This is a genomic window from Paraburkholderia sp. RL17-381-BIF-C, assembly GCF_046026435.1.
Lineage (GTDB): Bacteria > Pseudomonadota > Gammaproteobacteria > Burkholderiales > Burkholderiaceae > Paraburkholderia.
Genome location: NZ_JARESX010000021.1, coordinates 15,975 through 35,263 on the forward strand (window position 1 = coordinate 15,975; position 19,289 = coordinate 35,263).

Annotated in this window: 18 protein-coding genes; 13 read left to right on the plus strand and 5 right to left on the minus strand. The window is 63.4% G+C overall.

Going from position 1 to position 19,289, the window contains the following annotated elements:
• Positions 1 to 11: 11 nt before the first annotated feature.
• The 13 genes from P0D70_RS15190 to P0D70_RS15250 all read left to right on the plus strand — a co-directional run bounded on the left by P0D70_RS15190 (position 12) and on the right by P0D70_RS15250 (position 14,349).
• Complete coding sequence (locus P0D70_RS15190; RefSeq protein WP_408185105.1) at positions 12 to 2,129, plus strand: peptidase domain-containing ABC transporter; 2,118 nt, start codon at positions 12 to 14, stop codon at positions 2,127 to 2,129.
• The gene (locus tag P0D70_RS15195) at positions 2,122 to 3,426 is read left to right on the plus strand and encodes a TolC family outer membrane protein (RefSeq protein ID WP_408185106.1); all 1,305 of its coding nucleotides are present in this window, start codon (positions 2,122 to 2,124) and stop codon (positions 3,424 to 3,426) included. Before P0D70_RS15190 ends, P0D70_RS15195 begins: the two co-directional genes overlap by 8 nt.
• A gap of 185 nt (positions 3,427 to 3,611) precedes the next feature.
• A complete protein-coding gene (locus P0D70_RS15200) occupies positions 3,612 to 4,034 on the plus strand; it encodes a MarR family winged helix-turn-helix transcriptional regulator (protein ID WP_408185107.1) in 423 nt (140 codons plus the stop codon).
• An 81-nt stretch (positions 4,035 to 4,115) separates the two neighbouring features.
• The gene (locus P0D70_RS15205; protein ID WP_091807029.1) at positions 4,116 to 4,532 is read left to right on the plus strand and encodes a MarR family winged helix-turn-helix transcriptional regulator; all 417 of its coding nucleotides are present in this window, start codon (positions 4,116 to 4,118) and stop codon (positions 4,530 to 4,532) included.
• Positions 4,533 to 4,623: 91 nt separating this feature from the next.
• Positions 4,624 to 5,733 carry an HlyD family secretion protein gene (locus P0D70_RS15210; RefSeq protein ID WP_177205157.1) on the plus strand — a complete coding sequence of 370 codons (1,110 nt, stop codon included), beginning with the start codon at positions 4,624 to 4,626 and terminating at the stop codon, positions 5,731 to 5,733.
• 7 nt (positions 5,734 to 5,740) lie between these two features.
• Positions 5,741 to 7,312: a DHA2 family efflux MFS transporter permease subunit gene (locus P0D70_RS15215; protein ID WP_408185108.1), complete on the plus strand. Its 1,572-nt coding sequence runs from the start codon at positions 5,741 to 5,743 to the stop codon at positions 7,310 to 7,312.
• 10 nt (positions 7,313 to 7,322) lie between these two features.
• Complete coding sequence (locus P0D70_RS15220; RefSeq protein ID WP_408185109.1) at positions 7,323 to 8,756, plus strand: efflux transporter outer membrane subunit; 1,434 nt, start codon at positions 7,323 to 7,325, stop codon at positions 8,754 to 8,756.
• Between the two features lie 46 nt (positions 8,757 to 8,802).
• A complete protein-coding gene (locus P0D70_RS15225; RefSeq protein ID WP_408185110.1) occupies positions 8,803 to 9,990 on the plus strand; it encodes a thiolase family protein in 1,188 nt (395 codons plus the stop codon).
• A gap of 192 nt (positions 9,991 to 10,182) precedes the next feature.
• Positions 10,183 to 11,460: a NupC/NupG family nucleoside CNT transporter gene (locus P0D70_RS15230; RefSeq protein ID WP_408185111.1), complete on the plus strand. Its 1,278-nt coding sequence runs from the start codon at positions 10,183 to 10,185 to the stop codon at positions 11,458 to 11,460.
• A gap of 15 nt (positions 11,461 to 11,475) precedes the next feature.
• Positions 11,476 to 11,865: a cytidine deaminase gene (locus tag P0D70_RS15235; protein WP_091807039.1), complete on the plus strand. Its 390-nt coding sequence runs from the start codon at positions 11,476 to 11,478 to the stop codon at positions 11,863 to 11,865.
• A complete protein-coding gene (locus tag P0D70_RS15240; protein WP_408185112.1) occupies positions 11,862 to 12,827 on the plus strand; it encodes a nucleoside hydrolase in 966 nt (321 codons plus the stop codon). Before P0D70_RS15235 ends, P0D70_RS15240 begins: the two co-directional genes overlap by 4 nt.
• A 223-nt stretch (positions 12,828 to 13,050) precedes the next feature.
• Positions 13,051 to 13,986 carry a 2-dehydropantoate 2-reductase gene (gene panE, locus P0D70_RS15245; RefSeq protein ID WP_408185113.1) on the plus strand — a complete coding sequence of 312 codons (936 nt, stop codon included), beginning with the start codon at positions 13,051 to 13,053 and terminating at the stop codon, positions 13,984 to 13,986.
• 63 nt (positions 13,987 to 14,049) lie between these two features.
• The gene (locus tag P0D70_RS15250; RefSeq protein WP_091807045.1) at positions 14,050 to 14,349 is read left to right on the plus strand and encodes a hypothetical protein; all 300 of its coding nucleotides are present in this window, start codon (positions 14,050 to 14,052) and stop codon (positions 14,347 to 14,349) included.
• Between the two features lie 85 nt (positions 14,350 to 14,434).
• Here the strand turns inward: P0D70_RS15250 and P0D70_RS15255 are convergent, their stop codons facing one another.
• Genes P0D70_RS15255 through P0D70_RS15275 form a run of 5 tightly spaced genes read right to left on the minus strand, consistent with a single transcriptional unit; the run spans position 14,435 to position 19,250 of the window.
• A complete protein-coding gene (locus P0D70_RS15255) occupies positions 14,435 to 15,481 on the minus strand; it encodes an ABC transporter substrate-binding protein (protein ID WP_091807047.1) in 1,047 nt (348 codons plus the stop codon).
• Positions 15,482 to 15,501: 20 nt separating this feature from the next.
• Positions 15,502 to 16,641 carry an NAD(P)/FAD-dependent oxidoreductase gene (locus P0D70_RS15260; RefSeq protein ID WP_408185114.1) on the minus strand — a complete coding sequence of 380 codons (1,140 nt, stop codon included), beginning with the start codon at positions 16,639 to 16,641 and terminating at the stop codon, positions 15,502 to 15,504.
• Positions 16,634 to 18,067, minus strand: coding sequence for an FAD-dependent oxidoreductase (locus tag P0D70_RS15265; RefSeq protein WP_408185115.1), 1,434 nt, complete (start codon positions 18,065 to 18,067; stop codon positions 16,634 to 16,636). Before P0D70_RS15265 ends, P0D70_RS15260 begins: the two co-directional genes overlap by 8 nt.
• Positions 18,064 to 18,456, minus strand: a complete 393-nt coding sequence (locus tag P0D70_RS15270) for a (2Fe-2S)-binding protein (protein ID WP_408185116.1) — start codon at positions 18,454 to 18,456, stop codon at positions 18,064 to 18,066. Before P0D70_RS15270 ends, P0D70_RS15265 begins: the two co-directional genes overlap by 4 nt.
• Positions 18,456 to 19,250, minus strand: coding sequence for an ABC transporter permease (locus tag P0D70_RS15275; protein WP_408185117.1), 795 nt, complete (start codon positions 19,248 to 19,250; stop codon positions 18,456 to 18,458). The genes P0D70_RS15270 and P0D70_RS15275 overlap by 1 nt, the downstream gene beginning before the upstream one ends.
• Positions 19,251 to 19,289 lie beyond the last annotated feature (39 nt).

Sequence of the window (19,289 nt, forward strand, 5' to 3'; positions counted from 1 at the left end):
CAGGGGGCCCAGTGCGAACGATTTATCAGAACGAAGTCGCGGAATGCGGCTATGCCTGCCTGGCAATGGTGCTCTCGCATCTTGGCCGCGCAACCGAGGTGCGCGAATTGTCAGCCTTCAGGCCGATCTCGGCGAACGGTCTGTCCTTGATGGACCTGTACGACGTGGCGACCGAATTCGGCCTCGCCGTGCAGGCTTACCGGTTCGACGTGGCGGATTTGCCGTCGGTCAAGCGAGGGTCGATTCTTCACTTTGGCGGCGCGCATTTCGTGGTGTTCGAGAAATGCGGCCATGGCTATGTTCAGGTTGTCGATCCAGCCAGCGGCCGGCGGCGCGTGTCCATGGATACGTTCGTGGCGAGTGTGTCGGGCTATCTGCTCGAATGTTCCGCTACGCCTTCCATGCCGCGCATTCGCGCGAAGTCGCAGGTGCCCGGCGCGCTTGCCCGCGTACGGGCGTTGAACCCCGCACTGCGCAAGCAACTGGCGAAAGTGCTGTTCGTCACACTGGGCAGCCAGTTCGCGATCCTCGCCATGCCCTATCTCGGCAACCTCGTGCTCGATTATGTGGTATCGGCGGACAACATCAATCTGCTGAGCGTGCTTGTTCTGACGTTTGCCGGCATCTTCGCGGTCGGTGCGCTCAGCCAGTACGTGGAGACTCGTCTCGTCGAATTGCTGCATCAGCTTACGCAAATCAACATGACCGAAGGTTTGCTCGGTCATCTGCTGCGCAATCCGATGTCGTGGTTCGAGAAGCGCCACGTCGGCGACATTTTTGCGCGCATCAAGGCGCAGGACGAGATCAGCGTGCATGCGACCCGAACCGTGACGGCAATGTGCATCGATGTCGCTGTGGGGACGCTCGCACTCGCGCTGATGCTCGTGCAAAGCCGGATGCTGACGGCCGTCGCTCTCGGCATGTTCATCGTCTATCTTGCGGTCGCATTGGGCATGTTCGCCCGCATGCGGGACAACCATGCGCTCGTGCTCGAGACGTCGGCACGCTGCGACGATGCGTTGATCGAGACGATCCGGGCAGCGAGCCTGATCAAGCTTGCTCAGGGAGAAACGCGCCGCACGGCGCTCTTCATGATCAAGTACAAGGAATATGTCGCGGCGCTGCTGACCAGTAACCGGCTGACCAGCGCTCGCGACGCCATCCTCAAGTTGGTCCAGTATGCGGACACGATTGCGATCACCTGGTTTGCCGCGCGGCTGATGCTGGCCGGCACGGTATCCGTGGGCGTGTTCTATTCGTTTCTGATCTACAAGTCGCTCATGTCCGAGCGTCTTGCCCACGCCGTCAATGGTGCGTTTGCGTATTTCATGCTGAGCGTGCCGACCGCACGGGTGGCGGACATCGTCGAGTGTGAAGAAGAGCGCTACACGCCGCTTGCCGACTGCAACCGTGTGACCGAGATACGCATGTTCGAGCGTATTGAAGTGCGCCATGTCACGTTTCGCTACGGCGTGTCCGACCAGCCGGTGCTACGCGATGTGAGTATTGATATCCGGCACGGCGACAAGATTGCCATTACGGGGCCTTCGGGCGCCGGAAAATCGACGTTGTTCAAACTGCTGTCGGCCGCCGAGCCGCTCCAGGAAGGCCAGATCGCGCTCAACGGCATTGCGTGGCCCAATCTGACGGTCGACGAGATCCGGCGGCACGCCGCGCACATGCGTCAGGGGGATCTGATTCTGCACGGCTCGATCGCCGAAAACATCACGTTGTTTGCTGCGAGTATTGACGAAGATCGCGTGCATGCGCTCCTCGAAGACGTCGGCTTGTTGCAGGACGTCATGCGCCTGCCGATGCGCACACGCACGGTGATTAGCGACACGATTGCGAACATTTCGGCGGGCCAGCGGCAACGATTGCTGTTGGCGCGCGCGCTCTATCAGGGCCGCAGTCTCCTGCTGCTCGACGAGCCGACGTCCAATCTCGATCCGGCTTCGGTGCAGCACGTGGCCGCCTTGCTGCGCCGGCTGACCTGTACGGTCGTGGTGATTACACACGACCGGTCCCTCGCCGCCGCGTTCGATGTTCGATATCGACTGATGGACGGCGCGCTGGTGCCCGAGACGCCTGATCACGCGCACCGTTTGCCGGAGCCGACCTATGTTTGAGTTCCGCCTCGCGCGCCTGGCCGCCGGCCTGTCGTGTGCCATTGCGAGCCCCGCGTTCGCAACGGACCTTCTCACGGTCACGCAACAGACGCTAGGCCGCGACTCCACCCTTGCGCAGGCACGCGCCGGCTACGCGGCGGCACAGCAGGCCGTTCCCCAGGCGCGCGCCGGCCTGCTGCCGCAGATTTCGGCGGGTTGGGGACGCACTTATAACAGCATAGCGGCCGATGGTTTTCCGAAGACCACATACTGGCAGTCGGGATGGACCATCAATATTGCGCAGCCATTATTCGACTGGACGAAGTGGAGCACCTACAAGCAGGCGGATTATGTCGAAGCGCGCGGCACGGTCGAATTGAACGCTGCGCAACAGGCCGCGATTCTGCGGGCCGTGCGCGTGTATTTTGAAGCGCTGGTCGCCGAGGACGAACTGCGGCGCGTCAGCGAATACGCGAGCGCGGTCGATCAGCAACTTCAATTGATCAACCGGAGTAAAGCCGGTGGGGAAGCGACGCTGATCGATCTGCGCGACGCCCAGACCGCGCGCGAGAAGGTGGCGCTCGAACAGATGGATGCTGAAAATACGCTGGCAGCCAGGCGCCGGGCGTTCGAGCAAGCCACGGGCGTGCCGTTCGAGACGCTCGCGCGATTGCCTGACTCGTTGCCGATGCCGCGCCTGCAGCCTGAGGACATCGACGCGTGGGCCGGCCAGGCGAAAGATCACGCGTTTGAGGTCCAATTGAAGCAACTGGATTGGCAGATTGCCAGAATGGAGGTGAGCAAGGCCACCTCGGCGCATCTGCCGTCTGTTTACCTGACCGGAAGCTATACCCCGGCGGGCGCGGCATCCGGCTACTCGCGTCCCACGACGACAACCACAGGCATGCTCGCCATCTCGATACCGGTTTTTTCCGGCGGTGAGACGCAGGCAAAGGTAAAGGCGTCATCTGCTCTGGAAGACAAGGCGCAAGAGGGTCTTGCAGGCGCCTCGCGTGACGCCGAGGCGGCGGCGCGTGACGATTACAGCCGCTATCAATATGGGCGCACGCGAATCGATCTGCTCACGCATCTCGTGGCGTCATCGCGAGAGGTGCTGGCGGCGACTCGGGTCGGCTTCCGGGTGGGTAGTCGGACGGCCAGCGACGTCCTCAGAGCGATCGATGCGCAGTATTCCTCGCAACGCGATTTGCTGGCCGCCCGCTATAGCGCCATCGTCGCGCTGATGCAACTCAAGGGCGACACGGCCGCGCTGAGTATCACCGACGTGGTCCAGATCAACGACATGTTGGTGCGCTGAACCCGAACGGCCTCGACACGAGACAAGCCTCACTGCACGAGCGCATGCCATGAGGCTTGCATCGACAATTCAACCCACGCCGGGCAGGCACACGCCTCGGAAGCCGAGGTTGACCGGATTGTGCAACACAGTGTTCAATCCAGCTAAACTTGACTCTGTGCGTATGCACATATAGACTGCCCTTCATGAACCGTCCTCTCTCTTACGACGAATGCAACTGTTTTGCGCTGCGCCAGGCGGCGCGCCACGTCACGCAAATCTATGAGCGCCATCTCAGCGCCGTTGGCCTGACGGCTGCGCAGTTCACGATTCTCGCCAAACTCGCGCGTACGCCGAATCTGCCCATGGTGGATCTGGCGGATGCCATGGTGATGGAACGCACCACGTTGGTCCGCGCCATGAAGCCTTTACAGCGCGAGGGGCTGGTAGTGGCCGAATCGGCGGAGCATGACGGCCGCACGTTGCTGTTCAGCCTGACGGACAAGGGCGAAGCGACGTTCGACCAGGCCGCCATTGCGTGGCGTGCGGCGCAGGAAGAGTTTGAAACGAAGTTCGGCCATGCGCGCGCCAAAACGCTGCGCGCCGAGTTGTTCAGCATCACAGGATAGTTGAGGCGCACGCGCTCGTTGATACGAGCTTTAGCGCGCCTGCTTATGTGCATACGCACTCACAAACGAGGAAGTGCCGCAATGGAAGGGCTAATCGACGACGACTGCTTTGCGATCCGCCAGGCCGCACGATATGTCTCACAGATCTACGACCGGCACCTGGCGAATGTTGGACTAACCATTACGCAGTTTTCGCTGCTGGGACGGCTCAAACGCACCGGCCCCATGACGATGAGGCAAATGGCCGAGGCCATGCGCATGGAACGTACGACGCTGGTTCGCACGATTCAGCCGCTGCGCCGCAATGGTCTGGTGTCGAGCGAGGCACTCGGCGCCGACGCGCGGGCGCTGACGATCACGCTGACAGCCGCAGGGGAAGAGCGGTTGAAGGCAGGCCGTGAACATTGGTATGCCGCGCAGGCGGAATTCGAGCATCGTTTTGGCGAGCGGCGCGCGGCCGCTCTGCGTAGCGAGCTGTTTGCCATGACTCGGGATTGAATCCAAGGCCGCGAGTGCGGCACCGGCCCACCGGCGCAATCCAAGCGCCGTTTTTTTCACCTTAACGAGTGCATACGCACATATCGACATCATGTCCACTACTCCAGCGACTATCGCCCCGCCGAGCGCGGCGCAGACCGCCAAACCGGCACGGCGTATTCCGTGGATGTTGCTAGCGATCATCACGGTCCTCGTGGTGCTGGCGCTTGCTGCGTCGTATTGGTTCTTCGCCGGCCGCTTCGTCGAAACGACGGACGATGCATACGTGGGCGGAGATGTCACGGTGATGGCGCCGAAGGTGAACGGCTTCGTCACGGACGTGCTCGTGCATGACAACCAGTTCGTCCACGCGAACGACGTGCTGATCCGGCTCGACTCACGCGATTACGACGCGCGGCTCGCGCAGGCCACGGCGGAAGTGCAGAGCGCGCAAGCCGCGGTGACCGAACTGCAGGCGAAGAAATCCTTGCAGCTCGCCACCATCAACGAGCAGGCCGCGGAAGTCCGCGCGTCCGGCGCCGAATTGACCCGCAGCGCCGCGGACCAGACGCGTTACCGCGAACTGGTGAAGGACGAGGCGGTATCGAATCAGGTCGTTGAACGCGCGGATGCCGATCTGACCAAAGCACGCGCCGCGGTCGATCGCAGCGGCGCCGCGCTGATCGCGGCGCAACGCCAGATTGCCGTGCTCGACGCGCAGATCGGCGACGCCGAGGCGCGCATCGCCACGGCGCAGGCTGCCCAGCGTGTGGCGGCCCTGAACGTGGAGTACACGACGATTCGCTCGCCGATCGACGGTTATGTCGGCAATCGCACCGCGCGAGTCGGCTTGCTGGCGAACACCGGCGTGTCGCTGCTGACCGTGGTGCCTTCGAGCGGACTCTGGATCGACGCCAATTTCAAGGAGGACCAGTTGAAGAAAATGCGCGTCGGCGACAGCGTCGACGTCGATCTCGATGCGTCGAGCAAGCGCATTCACGGCGTCGTGGAAAGTCTGGCGCCGGCCACCGGTGCGACCTTCAGCGTACTGCCCGCCGAAAACGCCACGGGCAACTTCACGAAGATCGTGCAGCGTGTGCCGGTGCGCGTGCGGCTCGAAGCGCCGAAGGACATGCAAGGCGTGCTGCGCCCGGGCCTCTCGGCAACCGTGAAAGTGCATGTCGATGCCGCTCCGGTCGGCAATACGCCGGCGCGCGGATGAGCCGATCATGACTCAAGTTCTCGCCAACCCCGCCGACCTGCCGACACGCACCAAAGTGGCGGCGTTCACGTTGATGTGTCTAGGGTTCTTTATGGCGACGCTCGATATTCAGATCGTGGCGTCGTCGCTCAAGGATATCGGCGGCGGTTTGTCCGCGAGCCAGGACGAACTCTCGTGGGTGCAGACGTCGTATCTGATTGCTGAAATTCTCGTTATTCCGATGTCCGGCTGGCTGACCCGCGTGTTCTCGACGCGTTGGGTGTTCGCGTTTTCCGCGCTCGGCTTCACGATCACCAGCATGTTGTGCGGTCTCGCGTGGGACATCAATTCGATGATCCTGTTCCGCGGTTTGCAGGGCGCGCTCGGTGCAGCGATGATCCCGACCGTGTTCACTACGGCGTTCGTGCTGTTTCCCGGCAAGCAGCGACTGATTGCATCCACCACCATTAGCGCGCTCGCCACGCTCGCGCCGACCATCGGCCCGGTGATCGGCGGCTGGATCACGTCGCAATGGTCGTGGCACTGGCTGTTCTATCTGAACCTCGTGCCCGGCGCCGTCGTCACGGTGATGGTGCCGAAATACGTGCACTTCGACGAGGTCGATCTGTCGTTGCTGAAAAAAGGCGACTACCTCGGCATTCTTCTGATGTCCGGGTTTCTCGGTTGCCTTGAATACGTGCTGGAGGAAGGACCGCGCAAAAACTGGTTCGGCGACGACCTGATCCTCACGTGTACATGGGTGGCGGCGATCTGTGGATTCCTGTTCATCGTGCATGCGTTCACCGCGAAAGAGCCGATCGTCGATTTGCGCGCATTGGCGATCCGCAACTTCGGCATAGGCAGTCTGCTGTCGTTCATCACCGGGATCGGGATTTTCTGCGCGGTGTTCCTGACGCCGGTGTTTTTATCGCGTGTACGCGGGTTTGATTCGTTGCAGATCGGCGTGGCGTTGCTGTCGGTAGGCTGTTTCCAATTGGTCGCGATGGTGGCGTACTCGGTGGTCGCGCGCTTTGTCGATATGCGCGTGCTGCTGGTGTTCGGGCTGGTGCTGTTCGGTGTCGGCTGTTATCTGTATGTGCCGCTGACCAATCAGTGGGGCTGGCAGGAGTTGCTGATCCCGCAGGCGTTGCGAGGCTTCGGCCAGCAGTTCTGCATTCCGCCTATCGTGACGATGGCGCTCGGTTCGTTGCCGATGTCGCGGCTTCGTTCCGCCAGCGGCCTGTTTAATCTGATGCGTAACCTTGGCGGCGCGATCGGCATTGCGGTGAGCAGCACGATGCTCAACGACCGCCTGAACCTGCACTACGAGCGGCTCGACGAGCATCTGAACGTAGGCCGTCCGGTGGTCGAGTCGATCTTGCAGCAGCAAAGCGCACATTTCGCGGCAGTGGGCGGCAACGTGCTGAATGCGGCAAACGCCGGGCTCGGCGAACTGCACGCGCTGCTGTTGCGCGAAGCACTCGTCCTCACGTTCTCCGACACCTTTTTCGCCCTGTCGCTGTGCTTCCTGGTCGGCCTGCTGAGCGTGCTGTTTTCGCGCCCGTTCGGCAACTCCGCGCCGCCGCCCGACGCTCACTGAGGAATTCACCATGAAACCGATCCTTCTCAAAGTACTGGCGAGCGCCGCAATGCTGACGATTGCAGCGTGCGCGGTGCAACCGGAAACGCACGCGGATTTGCCGCAGACCGTGAAGACCGTTGCGCCCGCTGCGTGGAATGTCGAAGCGCCGCAAGACAGCGTGAGCGCAAACGCGTGGTGGGCGCAATTCGGCGACCCTGTCATGCATCAACTGGTCGAAACCGTGTTGACCGGCAACCTCGACGTGCAGTCGGCAGTGGAGCGCGTCAAGCAGGCGCAGGATCTGGCGACGCAAGACCGCGCGGCCTTGCTGCCCGAGTTGAATGCGAGCGCGACTGCCTCCGACTCGCGTCAGAACACGCCGCCGCCGCTCGGGTACGTGCGTCAGGCCGGTGTCGGCCTGACGGCCAGTTGGACGCCCGACGTATTCGGTGGCGAACGTCTCGCCGTGCTCGCGGCGCAGGCGCAGGTGTCCGGACGCCAGGCGGCTCTGAACGAGGTGCGCCTCGCGCTCGCGGCGAATACCGCCGCAGCGTATATCGACCTGCGCTGGGCACAATCGCAATTGCAGATTCTGAGCGACAACGAGCAGATTCGCGCGCGCGCATTGAAGCTCACACAGCAGCGTCTGCATTACGGGCTGTCGACACAACTGGATGTCGCACGCGCGCAGAACCAGTTGCAAGATTTGCAGGCGCAGATTCCGCGCGTGCAATCGGCGGTGCAGCACGAGTTGAGTCTGATCGCGGTGTATTCGGGGCGCACGCCGGAAAGCGTGGACGGGTTGCTGCTCGCCAATGCACGCGATATTCCGGTGCCCGCGCAAAGCGTGCCGCAGATGCTGCCCTCGCAAGCGTTGTTGCAGCGTCCCGACGTACGCACCGCGTACGCGACGGTCGAACAGCGCGCGGCGGAAGTGGGCGTATCGAAAGCGCAGCGCTATCCGCAGTTCAGGATCAATCTCGCCGACGGCCTGCTGGCCTCGTCCTATCTCGGCTTGCCCACGCTGACCGACAACCTTTTTAGCGCCGCCCTGAACGCGACGAGTCCGATCTTCAACGCAGGCCGCATTACCGCGAATATCGACGCGAGCGAAAGCCGCATGCGCGAATCGCAACTCGGCTTGCAGCAAACCATGTTGCAAGCCCTCAAGGAGATCGAGGACAACCGCAGCGATCTGGTGAGCGGCGCAGTGCAGGTTCAACGGCTTGGCGGCGCGCTGGACGCGTCGGACCATGCGCTGCGTCTATCCACCGAACTGTACAAGGGCGGCGTGTCGAGCTTTCTCGATGTGCTCGCGGCGCAGGAAGCCTTTCTGCGCGATGCCGAATCGTTGAACCAGGCCAAACGCGAGCATGCGCTCTCGGCGGTCGCGTTGTACCGCTCGCTCGGCGGCGGCTGGGATGTGCCTGACGCGGTCACGGCGGTATCGGCGAATAACTGATGCATGCGTGTGACCAATGAGGTGTTGAACCAACAGGAGAGAAGCAATGGCGAATCAGCGCGAAGTAGTGATCTGCAATCCGGTGAGAACGCCGATCGGCGCGTTCGGCGGATCGTTGAAAGAGGTGCCTGCAACCGAACTCGGCGCAATCGCCGTGCGAGAGACCTTGCGCCGCAGTGGGCTCGATGCGGCGGCGCTGGCATCGGTCGTGATGGGTAACGTGATTCAGGCGGGCAACAAGATGAATCCGGCGCGCCAGGCGTCGATTGGCGGCGGCGTGCCGGTAAGCGTGCCCGCGTTGACGGTCAATCGTGTGTGCGGCTCGGGTGCTCAGGCGATCGCGTCCGCAGCGCAGGAGATCCTGCTGGGTCTCGGCGATGCCGCCGTGGCCGGCGGCATGGAGAACATGGACCGCGCGCCGTATCTGCTCGACGGCGGCCGCTGGGGCTACCGCATGGGCAACGCGCAAATGCATGACAGCCTGTTGCGCGACGGCCTGAACGACGCGTTTTCGGGCGAGCACTCTGGATGGCACACCGAAGATCTCGTCGCGCAATTCGATATCACGCGCGAAACTCAGGATCGTTGGGCCGCGCGTTCGCAACAGCGATTTGCGCAAGCCCAGGCGAGCGGCGATTTCGACGCCGAACTGGTCGCGGTGGAAATAGCCGGGCGCAAAGGCCCACAACATTTCACGCGCGATGAGCAGCCGCGCCCCGACACCACGGTGGAAACGCTGGCGAAGCTGCGTCCGGCATTTCGCCCGGATGGCACGATTACGGCAGGCAACGCGCCCGGCTTGAACAGCGGCGCGGCCGCGATGCTGGTGGCCGAACGCGGCTTCGCGGAAGCACGCGGCATCGAGCCATTCGCGCGACTTGCGGCCTACGGCGTCGCCGCGGTGGAACCCGGCATGTTCGGCCTAGGTCCCGTGCCGGCGGTAGAGATGGCGTTGGCGCGAGCCGGGTGGCAACTGCACGATGTCGAGCGCTTCGAAATCAATGAGGCGTTCGCCGCCGTGCCGATCGCGGTCGCGCGCAGACTCGGCATTGCGGACGAACTGATCAACGTGCAAGGCGGCGCAATTGCGCATGGCCATCCGATCGGCGCGACCGGCGCCGTGCTGACCACGCGCCTGCTCCATTCAATGCGGCGCGACGGCCTCAAACGCGGCATCGTGACGCTGTGTATAGGCGGCGGACAGGGGATCGCGCTGGCATTGGAAATGCTGTGATGCCGAGTCGATAAAAGCGGGGTGCATCGGCGTGCGAACGAGTTCGATGCACCTTGCTGACATCGCGCAGATGCGCGGCGCATCAATCTTGACTGATTCTTCGGCAAAGGACGCGGGCCTCTATTTAAAGTTTTTTCTCCGGGTTCAGTTTCGTTTAGCATCGTTGCCACTTTCACAAGAACACGACGAGACATGGCACTGATTGTTCGAAACATCCTCGGTATTGCCCTACTGCTGCTCATTGCCTTTATCTTTTCCACCAACCGGCGTGCTATCCGCTTACGGACCGTAAGCAGCGCACTGCTTGCGCAGATCGGAATCGGCGCGTTCATTCTTTTCGTCCCGGTCGGCAAGTCGATCCTCTCGGGCGCGGCGTCCGCTGTGAATCATGTGCTGGGCTACGGCAACGCGGGAATCGAGTTCCTGTTCGGCGGCCTCGTGCAGTCGAAAATGTTCCAGGTGTTCGGCGACGGCGGCTTCGTGTTCGCCGTGCGCGTGCTGCCGGCCATCATCTTCGTTACCGCGCTGATTTCGGTGCTGTACTACATCGGCGTGATGCGCTGGATCGTGATCGTGCTCGGCACGCTGTTTCAGAAACTGCTCGGCGTGTCGAAGCTCGAATCGTTTTCAGCCGTCACCACCATCTTTCTCGGTCAAAGCGAAATGCCCGCCGTGGTCAAACCGTTTACGCGCGCCATGACCGGCGCCGAATTGTTCGCGGTGATGTCGAGCGGCATGGCGGCCGTGGCCGGGTCGGTGCTGGCGGGGTATGCGGGCCTCGGCGTGCGTATCGAGTATCTGCTGGCCGCCTCATTCATGGCGGTGCCGGGCGGCTTGCTGTTCGCGAAGATCATCCACCCCTCGACCGAAGCGAGCCGGGTTCATCTCGACAACCTCAACTTCGACGAGAAGCGTCCCGCCAATGTGATCGAAGCAGCGAGTTCCGGTGCGACCGTGGGCCTGAAGATCGCGGTAATGGTCGGCGCGATGCTGATCGCGTTCGTCGGGCTGATTGCGTTGCTCAACGGGATCGTGGGCGGCATTGGCGGCTGGTTCGGCCATCCGCAGTTGTCCATGCAATCGGTGCTTGGCATCGTATTCGCGCCGCTCGCCTATCTGATCGGCGTGCCGTGGAACGAGGCCACGATTGCCGGCAATTTCCTCGGGCAGAAGGTCATTCTGAATGAGTTCGTCGCCTATGCTTCGCTGTCGCCGTATCTGAAAGACGCCGCGAGCGTGACCGCGGCCGGTCTGCAGGCGCTCGATCCGCGTACCATTGCTATCCTGTCGTTTGCGTTGTGCGGCTTTGCGAACTTTTCGTCGATCGCGGTGCTGACGGGCGGCTTTAGCGCCGTCGCGCCCGAACGCCGTGCCGAAGTCGCGCGTTACGGCCTGCGTGTCGTGCTCGCCGCGACGCTCTCGAACCTGATGAGCGCCACGATAGCGGGCATGTTCATTACGCTGAATTGAATCGAGGATTGCTGGATGAATATGGAACAACTACTGGAGCGCGCGGGTGCCGCGCGAGAAAAGGCCTACGCGCCTTATTCGAAATTCAAGGTCGGCGCGGCGCTGCTGACCCAGGACGGCCAGGTGTTCGACGGCTGCAACGTCGAAAACGCCTCGTACGGTTTGTGCAATTGCGCCGAACGTACCGCGTTTTTTAGCGCCATTGCGGCGGGCTATCAGCGCGACCAGTTTGCGGCACTCGCCGTGATCGGCGACACGGACGGCCCGATCGCGCCGTGCGGCGCATGCCGCCAGGTGATTATCGAACTGGGCGGCCCTGAATTGCCGATTCGCCTCGGCAATTTGCATGGCGCGACGCGCGACACGACCGCGCGTGAACAATTGCCGGACGCGTTCTATCTATGAGCCGGCATAAAGTCATCTACGACACCGACCCAGGTGTGGACGACGCCATGGCGCTCGTGTTTCAGGCGCTGCATCCGGATATCGAACTGCTTGGCCTGACGAGTGTATTCGGCAACGCGACGATCGAAACGACCACACGCAACGCGCGCTTTCTCGCCGGGCGATTCGCCAAGGGCGTGCCGGTCGCGCAGGGCGCGGCAGCGCCGCTCAAGCGCGCCGCGCCTGAGCCACTCGCATGGATTCACGGCGACAACGGGCTCGGCAATATCGCGTTGAATACAGCGGAGCAGGCCGCACTCGACACGCGCCCCGCGCACCGCTTCATCATCGACACGGTGCGCACGCATCCTGGTGAGGTGACGCTGCTTGCGGTAGGGCCGCTCACGAACCTCGCTCTCGCGCTCGCGGACGATCCGCAGATCGCCTCGCTCGTCAAACAGGTGGTGATCATGGGCGGCGCGTTCGGCACGGACGGCGTGCTCGGCAACGTGACGCCCGCAGCGGAGGCCAACATTCTGGGCGACCCGGATGCCGCCGACATCGTATTCGGCGCGGCGTGGCCGGTGGCGATCGTCGGTCTCGACGTTACGCAGCGCACCATCATGAGCCACGATTATCTGGCGTCGTTGCGCGCTCGCGGCGGCGCGGCAGGTCAGTTCGTGTGGGACGTGTCGCGCCATTACGAGGCGTTTCACGAGCAGAGCGCGCAGCTTGCGGGCATCTATGTGCACGATTCGTCGGCCGTGGCCTATGTATTGGCGCCGCATCTCTATACGACGCGCAGCGGTCCGGTGCGTGTGCTGACGGACGGTATCGCGGTAGGCCAGTCCATTCAGAAACCGTCGACAATGCCTGTGCCCGCGCCGGCCTGGGATAGCCGGCCCGACTGCAAGGTGTGCATGGATGTGGATGTGCCGGGCATGCTGGCGCTATACGAGCGCACCATTTGCGGCACGTTTTAAGAGGGCGGCTGTCGTACAGTCGACACATCCAGCGCCTGCGCGGCATGGCGTGGATTGATCCGACATAAGCCGCTGTGCAATGCAACACGCTGCGCACCGGCAATCGTGGCCGATGTCGATCTTCAATCTTTGCTACATTTCTGCACACGCGCTGCATAAGCGTCCCTGAAGCCCTCGCTTATCGGCGCGGCGCGCGTGACCGAAATCTATCAAGAGGCCAAAGATGCGAATTCTAGTAGTAGGGGCGGGCGCCGTGGGCGGCTATTTCGGTGGTCGTCTCGCCGCGGCGGGCCAGGACGTGACCTTCCTCGTGCGCCCCGGCCGGGCGGAAAAACTCAAGCGCGACGGACTCGTCATCAGAAGCGTGCGGGGCGATCTCACGCTGCGCGACCCACAAACCATTCTCGCCGGCGTGAGCGCCGAGCCGTTCGATCTGGTGCTGCTGAGCTGCAAAGCCTACAGTCTGGACGACGCCATCGATTCCTTCGCGCCGCTCGTCGGCAAATCGACGCTGATTCTGCCGATGCTCAACGGCATGCGCCATATCGAAGTGCTCAACGAAAAATTCGGCGCCGCGCGCGTGCTGGGCGGTCAATGCGTGATCGCCGCCACGCTCAATGCCGAGCAGCACATCGTGCATCTGAACGACAGTCATGCGCTCACCTTCGGCGAACAGGGCGGCGGCGCGTCGGAACGTGTCGCGGCGATCGCCGAGGCAATGGGCGGCGCGAATTTCGACCCGCTGGTCAGCGACAATATTTTGCTGCGCATGTGGGAGAAGTGGGTGTTCCTCGCCACATTGGCGGCCAGCACGTGCTTGCTGCGCGGATCGGTCGGCGATATTCTGGCTGCGCCGGACGGCAAACGCGTCATTGAAAATCTGCTGGGCGAGGCCCGCGCCGTGGCCGAACACAACGGTTTCACGATGGGCCCCGACTTCGACGCACGCGCCACGCAGACGCTCTTCACGCCTTCGCCGCTCACCGCTTCAATGCTGCGAGATGTGGAAAACCACTCGCACACCGAGGCGGATCACATTCTCGGCGATCTGATTTCGCGCGGCGGCGACGCGCAAAAGGGCGAGCACGGCTTATCGCTGCTGCGCATCGCCTATAGTCACCTGAAGACGTATGAAGCAAGGCAGACCCGCACGTCCTGAATGAAGCCGCGGCGCGGGACCTGGCAGGCACGGCCATAACAGCCTAAATATCTGAGGTGAAGCATGCCGAGTCCAACAGGATCAGTCCCCGCGCTGAGTGCCGCGTCGGCCACGATCTTCTCGATCGGGATCGTGTTTCTCGGTTACTGGGGCATGTACGAGCCGACCGGCTGGCGAGTCGCCGACATCTTCGTGTTCGCGTCCGCGCTAATCGGCTTTGCTTGTCTCGGGCTCGTGCCGTGGGTCGCGACGAGTCCGGTCGAACCCGAAACCAGCGACAGGCGGGTGCGCATTGCGCGGCATCTGTTTCTCGCCGGTGTGGTGGCGATCTGGCTGGCGGTGGCGACATCGGTGATTTTCTAACGCCGCTCCTGTACGAACCCATAAAGAACGCGCGCCTTGCTGGGCTGCAAGGCGCGCGTTTTCGTTGCAGTTTCAACAGACCGGCTTAGCGCTCGATCTGCCGGTTCCAGCGCGTATCCCACTGTGCGCGGTGCGCGTTGATCGTGTCCCAATCCACCACTGTCACCTTGCGCACCAGATCTTCGACGTTGCCGAGGCTTTGCTGCATGGGCGGCGTCATCTTCGCGAGACGGTTGGTGGGAATCTGACGGCCGGCCTCGGCGGCTTTGGTTTGGGCCGGCGCGGACAGCAGGAATTGCGCGAGCTTCTGCGCCAGTTGCGGATCCGGGTTGTTGTTGACCACGCACAGGTCGACTAGCAGCAACACCGGACCTTCCTTCGGATTCACATAGCCGACCGGAATGCCCTTGTCGGCCAGATCGCCCACGGCGGTCGGCGTCAGCGGGAACAAGCCCGCTTCACCGGTCTGGACCATTTCGGAGATCTTCGCCGAATTCGGCACATATTCGACCACGTTCGGTCCCACCGTGCTCGCCCACTTGGTGAAGCCCGGCTCTACGTTCTGCTCGCTGCCGCCCATCAGGCGGTTGATGGCGAGAAAGCCGTGCAGGCCGAAAGTGCTGCTCGACGCCGACTGGAACACGACCTTGCCCTTGTATTTCGGATCGGCGAAATCCATCCACGAGGTCGGCGGCGCCCAGCCTTTTTCCGCAAACAGCTTCTTGTTGTAGGCAATCCCAGTCATGCCGAGCTGCACGCCTGCGCCCATGTCGTCCTTCATGCGCGCGAACGGATAAAGTTCCTTGAGCACTGGCGAGTCATCGAGCTTCTTGCACACGCCCATGCTGACCGCGCGCGCCATCACGCCGTCGTCGAGAAACACCACGTGGATCTGCGGGCTGGCCTTGTTGGCAAGCAGCTTGGCGAGAATGTCCGACGACGTGCCCGGCACCACGACCACCTTCACGTTGTTGGCTTTCTCGAAGTCGGGCAGCACCTGACTCGTATAGGCCTTTTCCATCGGCCCACCGTTCATGCCGATATAGATCGTTTTCGTTTGCGACCACGCCGGCGCGGCCGCGCCGAATGCACACAATGCGGCCAGCGCCGCGAGCGTCTTGAACAGTTTCATTGATGGGCTCCAGGGGTTCACTAAACGTTGACTTGGGCGACCGCAGAGGTCGCAACAGCAGAAAAGCGGCCAATCGAAAAAGCGTCGAGCGGCGTGGCGGTGGCACCGTCGATGACGAGATCGGCGAGCACTTCGCCGACGCCCGGCGCGAGCAGAAAGCCGCCGCCTGAAAAACCGAACGCATGCAACAAGCGCGGCACGGTGCGGCTCGCACCGATGATCGGATTGCTATCGGGCGTTTCGCCTTCCACACCGCTCCACGTGCGGATCAGCAACGCCTCGCGCAATGCCGGGAGCAGCGCGCACGCATCACGCATCACGGCGCGCGTGGTTTCCGTCGAGGGCTGGCCATACTCGCCGTCGCCATGTCCGCGTCCGCCGCCGATCACGCAATTGCCGCGCGCCACCTGCCGCGCGTAGATGCCGCCGCCATACACGCCCAGGTTGTGCGTGATGAAGAGCGGCAAAGGCTCGGTGACCCACATGTTCGGGTAGATCGGTTTCATCGGCACGGTCTCGCCGAAAAGGCCCGCAACCGTATTCGCCCATGCGCCAGCCGAGTTGATGAGCCAGTCGGCGCTGATGCGCATCTCACCGGCGCGCAATTGAAAGCGCGTGCCGTCGTGATGAAGGTCGGTGAGTTCGGTGTGTTCGCGCACGTCCGCGCCCGCGGCCCGCGCGGCCCGCGCGAATGCGGGCGACACGAGGCGCGGATTCGCGTGACCGTCCGTCGCGCACAGCGAACCGCCAATGGCCGATGCGCCGAGCCATGGATAGCGCTGGCGGAACGCCGCACCGCTGATCAACTGCGCGTGCAGTCCGTAGTCGCGCGCCATCTCGGCCCATGTTTGCAGCGCATCGAGCGCGCTTTCGCTACGGGCGAGCCGCAAATGGCCCGACACCGTGAATTCGCCGTCGATGCCGATCAACTCCGGCAAGCGGTCCCAGATACGCCGCGCGCGGATCGCGAGCGGCATCTGTTCAACCGGGCGGCCCTGGCAGCGTACGCCGCCGTAGTTCACGCCGCTCGCCTGCGCGCCGCAATAGCGCCGCTCGAACAGGCCCACGCGCAGGCCGCGCTGCGCCAGCGCCAAAGCCGCCGATGAACCGACGAGGCCGCCGCCCGCGATCGCAACGTCGTAGTGCAGGGTGTCACTCATCGCGCGCCTCCACGGGAATGTCAGCAACGTCGTCGGCATACATGGCCGGCGAGAGCGGAATGGGTTTGACGGGCGGCTGGCTGCGCAAGCGGCCTACCGCTTCGAGGGGTTTGCCGGTTTCCTCGGCGAGCAGGGTGAGCGCGGCTTCGCCGCACATGCGCCCCTGGCAGCGACCCATGCCGACGCGCGTGAGTGCCTTCAGCCGGTTGATCTCATTCGCTTCGCCGCCGCGGATGCAGCGCCGTAAAGTGCCCGCATCGATTTCTTCGCAGCGGCACACGGTCATGTCGTCGGGCCATTGCGACGCGCATTTCGCCGGTGGCGCGAAAGCCGTTTCGATGCCCTCGCGGAATACCGCGATACGTTTCAGACTGCGTTCGATCGATGCGGCGTCGGGCATGCCCGGACCGCGTGGATGCGCGATGCCGAGATCGTCGAGCAGCGCCAGCGCTGCGCGGCGGCCGGCGAGTTCGGCGGCGTCCGCACCGGCGATGCCCGCGCCGTCGCCGGCGAGATAGAGGCCGCGCACGGAACTGCGTCCCGCCGCGTCCACTTCAGGGAGCCAGCAACGGTTGGTCGCGTCGAAACGGAAGCGGCAGCCCGCGAGATCCGCGAGTTGCGTTTCGGGCTTCAGGCCGAAGCTGACGCCGACCGCATCGCATGCGATTGTCTCGGTTGCCGAACCGTTACGTGCTGCGCGCCATTCGAGCGACTCCACACCATCCACACCGCGAATGCCGAGCAGTCTCACATCGCGCTCGATGCGCACGCCGCGCGTTTTCAGCCAGCCGACGTAGTACAGGCCTTTGGCGAAAGTGGACGGCAGGCGCGCCAGTTTCGGCGCCGCGGCGATCTGCTGCGCAAGCGGACTCGTGTCGAGCACCGCCACGACGTGCGCGCCTGCCTTCACGTACTGGTACGCGACGAGATACAGCAGCGGCCCGGTGCCGGCCAGCACGACGCGTCGGCCGATCGCGCAGCCTTGTGCCTTCAATGCGACCTGGGCCGCGCCGAGCGTATAGACGCCGGGCAGCGTCCAGCCCGGCACCGGCAGCACGCGGTCCGCCGCACCGCTCGCGATGATCAGATGAGAGAACGGCACGCGAAGCTCGCGTCCTGCATGCAGGGTATCGAGGTGGCCCGCTTCGCATGCCCACGCGAGCGTGTCGGGACGATAGTCGAGATGGGGCAGCAGCGCGGCCATGGTCGAATGCAAGGCGTCGGCTTTGTGCGCCTCGAAACCGTAGAGCGTTTTTTTCGAGCGCTCGAATCCGCCGTTGGCGGGCGGCTGCCGGTAGATCTGGCCGCCCCAGCGCGCGTTTTCGTCGATCACGATTGGCTTCACGCCGGCCGCGACCAGCGTCTCAGCGGCGCGCACGCCCGCCGGCCCGGCGCCGACGATCACGATGCGGCGTTCGTCGTTCATCGGGCGTCTCCGTTCGCGTCCGCAGCGCTGGTCTCGATAGCGACGCTGCGCGTGAGCACCCGCATGCCCTCGGTGACGAGCGTCGAGCACGCGCGCACGCGCTTGCCGTCTTCGGTACGCATCCAGCAGTCCTGACATGCGCCGATCAGACAGAAACCCGCGCGCGGCGCGCCGCTGAATTCGCTTTCGCGCACGCGGCGTTGCTGCATCAGCACGGCCGTCAACAGCGTATCGCCTTGCAGCGCGGTGACTTCGCAGCCGTCGATAAAGAAGTGCAGCGGCTCACGCCGCGTTTCCGCAACGCGGATGAATTGCGGCTCGCCGCGCTCTGCGGCGGCATGAGTGGAGGGCAAGGTGGACGGCATGAGAGCGTGGGCGGAAGAAGACATCAGTGCTGGCCGATCAGAATGCGGTTCAGGCCATACACGCGGTCGAGCAGCAGCATCGCGCCGCCGGTAATGAAGATCACCAGCGCGGAGACGGAGGCCATCATCGGGTCGATGGATTCGGTGGCGTACATGTACATGCGCACCGGCAGCGTGACGGTTTGCGGCGAGGTGACGAAGATCGACATCGTCAATTCGTCGAAGCTGTTGATGAAGGCCAGCAGCCAACCGCCGGTAATGCCCGGCAGAATCATCGGGAAAGTGATGCGGCGAAACGTGGTCCATGCATCGGCGCCGAGCGAGTGCGCGGCGTGTTCGACGCTGCGGTCCAGTCCGCTCACCGAAGCCAGCACGAGCCGCATGACGAACGGCGTGATGATGATCATGTGCGCGAGCACGAGCCATGAGAACGAGCCGGTCGCGCCGATCAGCGCGAAAAAGCGCAGCAGGGCGATGCCGAGCACGAGACCGGGAATCACGAGCGGCGACAGCAACAGGCCGTTGAGAAAGCTGCGGCCCGGAAAGCGGGCGCGGCCGATGGCGAGCGCGGCAGGCAGCGCCACGATCAGCGACAACGTGGCCGAAGCGAACGCCAGCTTCAGGCTGTTGAAAAACGCGCCGATGAAATCCGGGTAATTGAGGATCGCGCGAAACCAGCGCAGCGAGACGCCGTGCGTGGGCAACGTGAGCGTTTCATCGGGCGTGAAGGCGACCAGCACGACGATCACGAGCGGCGCGAGCACGAACGCAATCACGAGCGTGTGGAAAATCAGCGCAATAGGGCCGTTCTTTCTCATGATGTTTTCACTGAGTGAGCTGATAGGTGCGCTGATGAA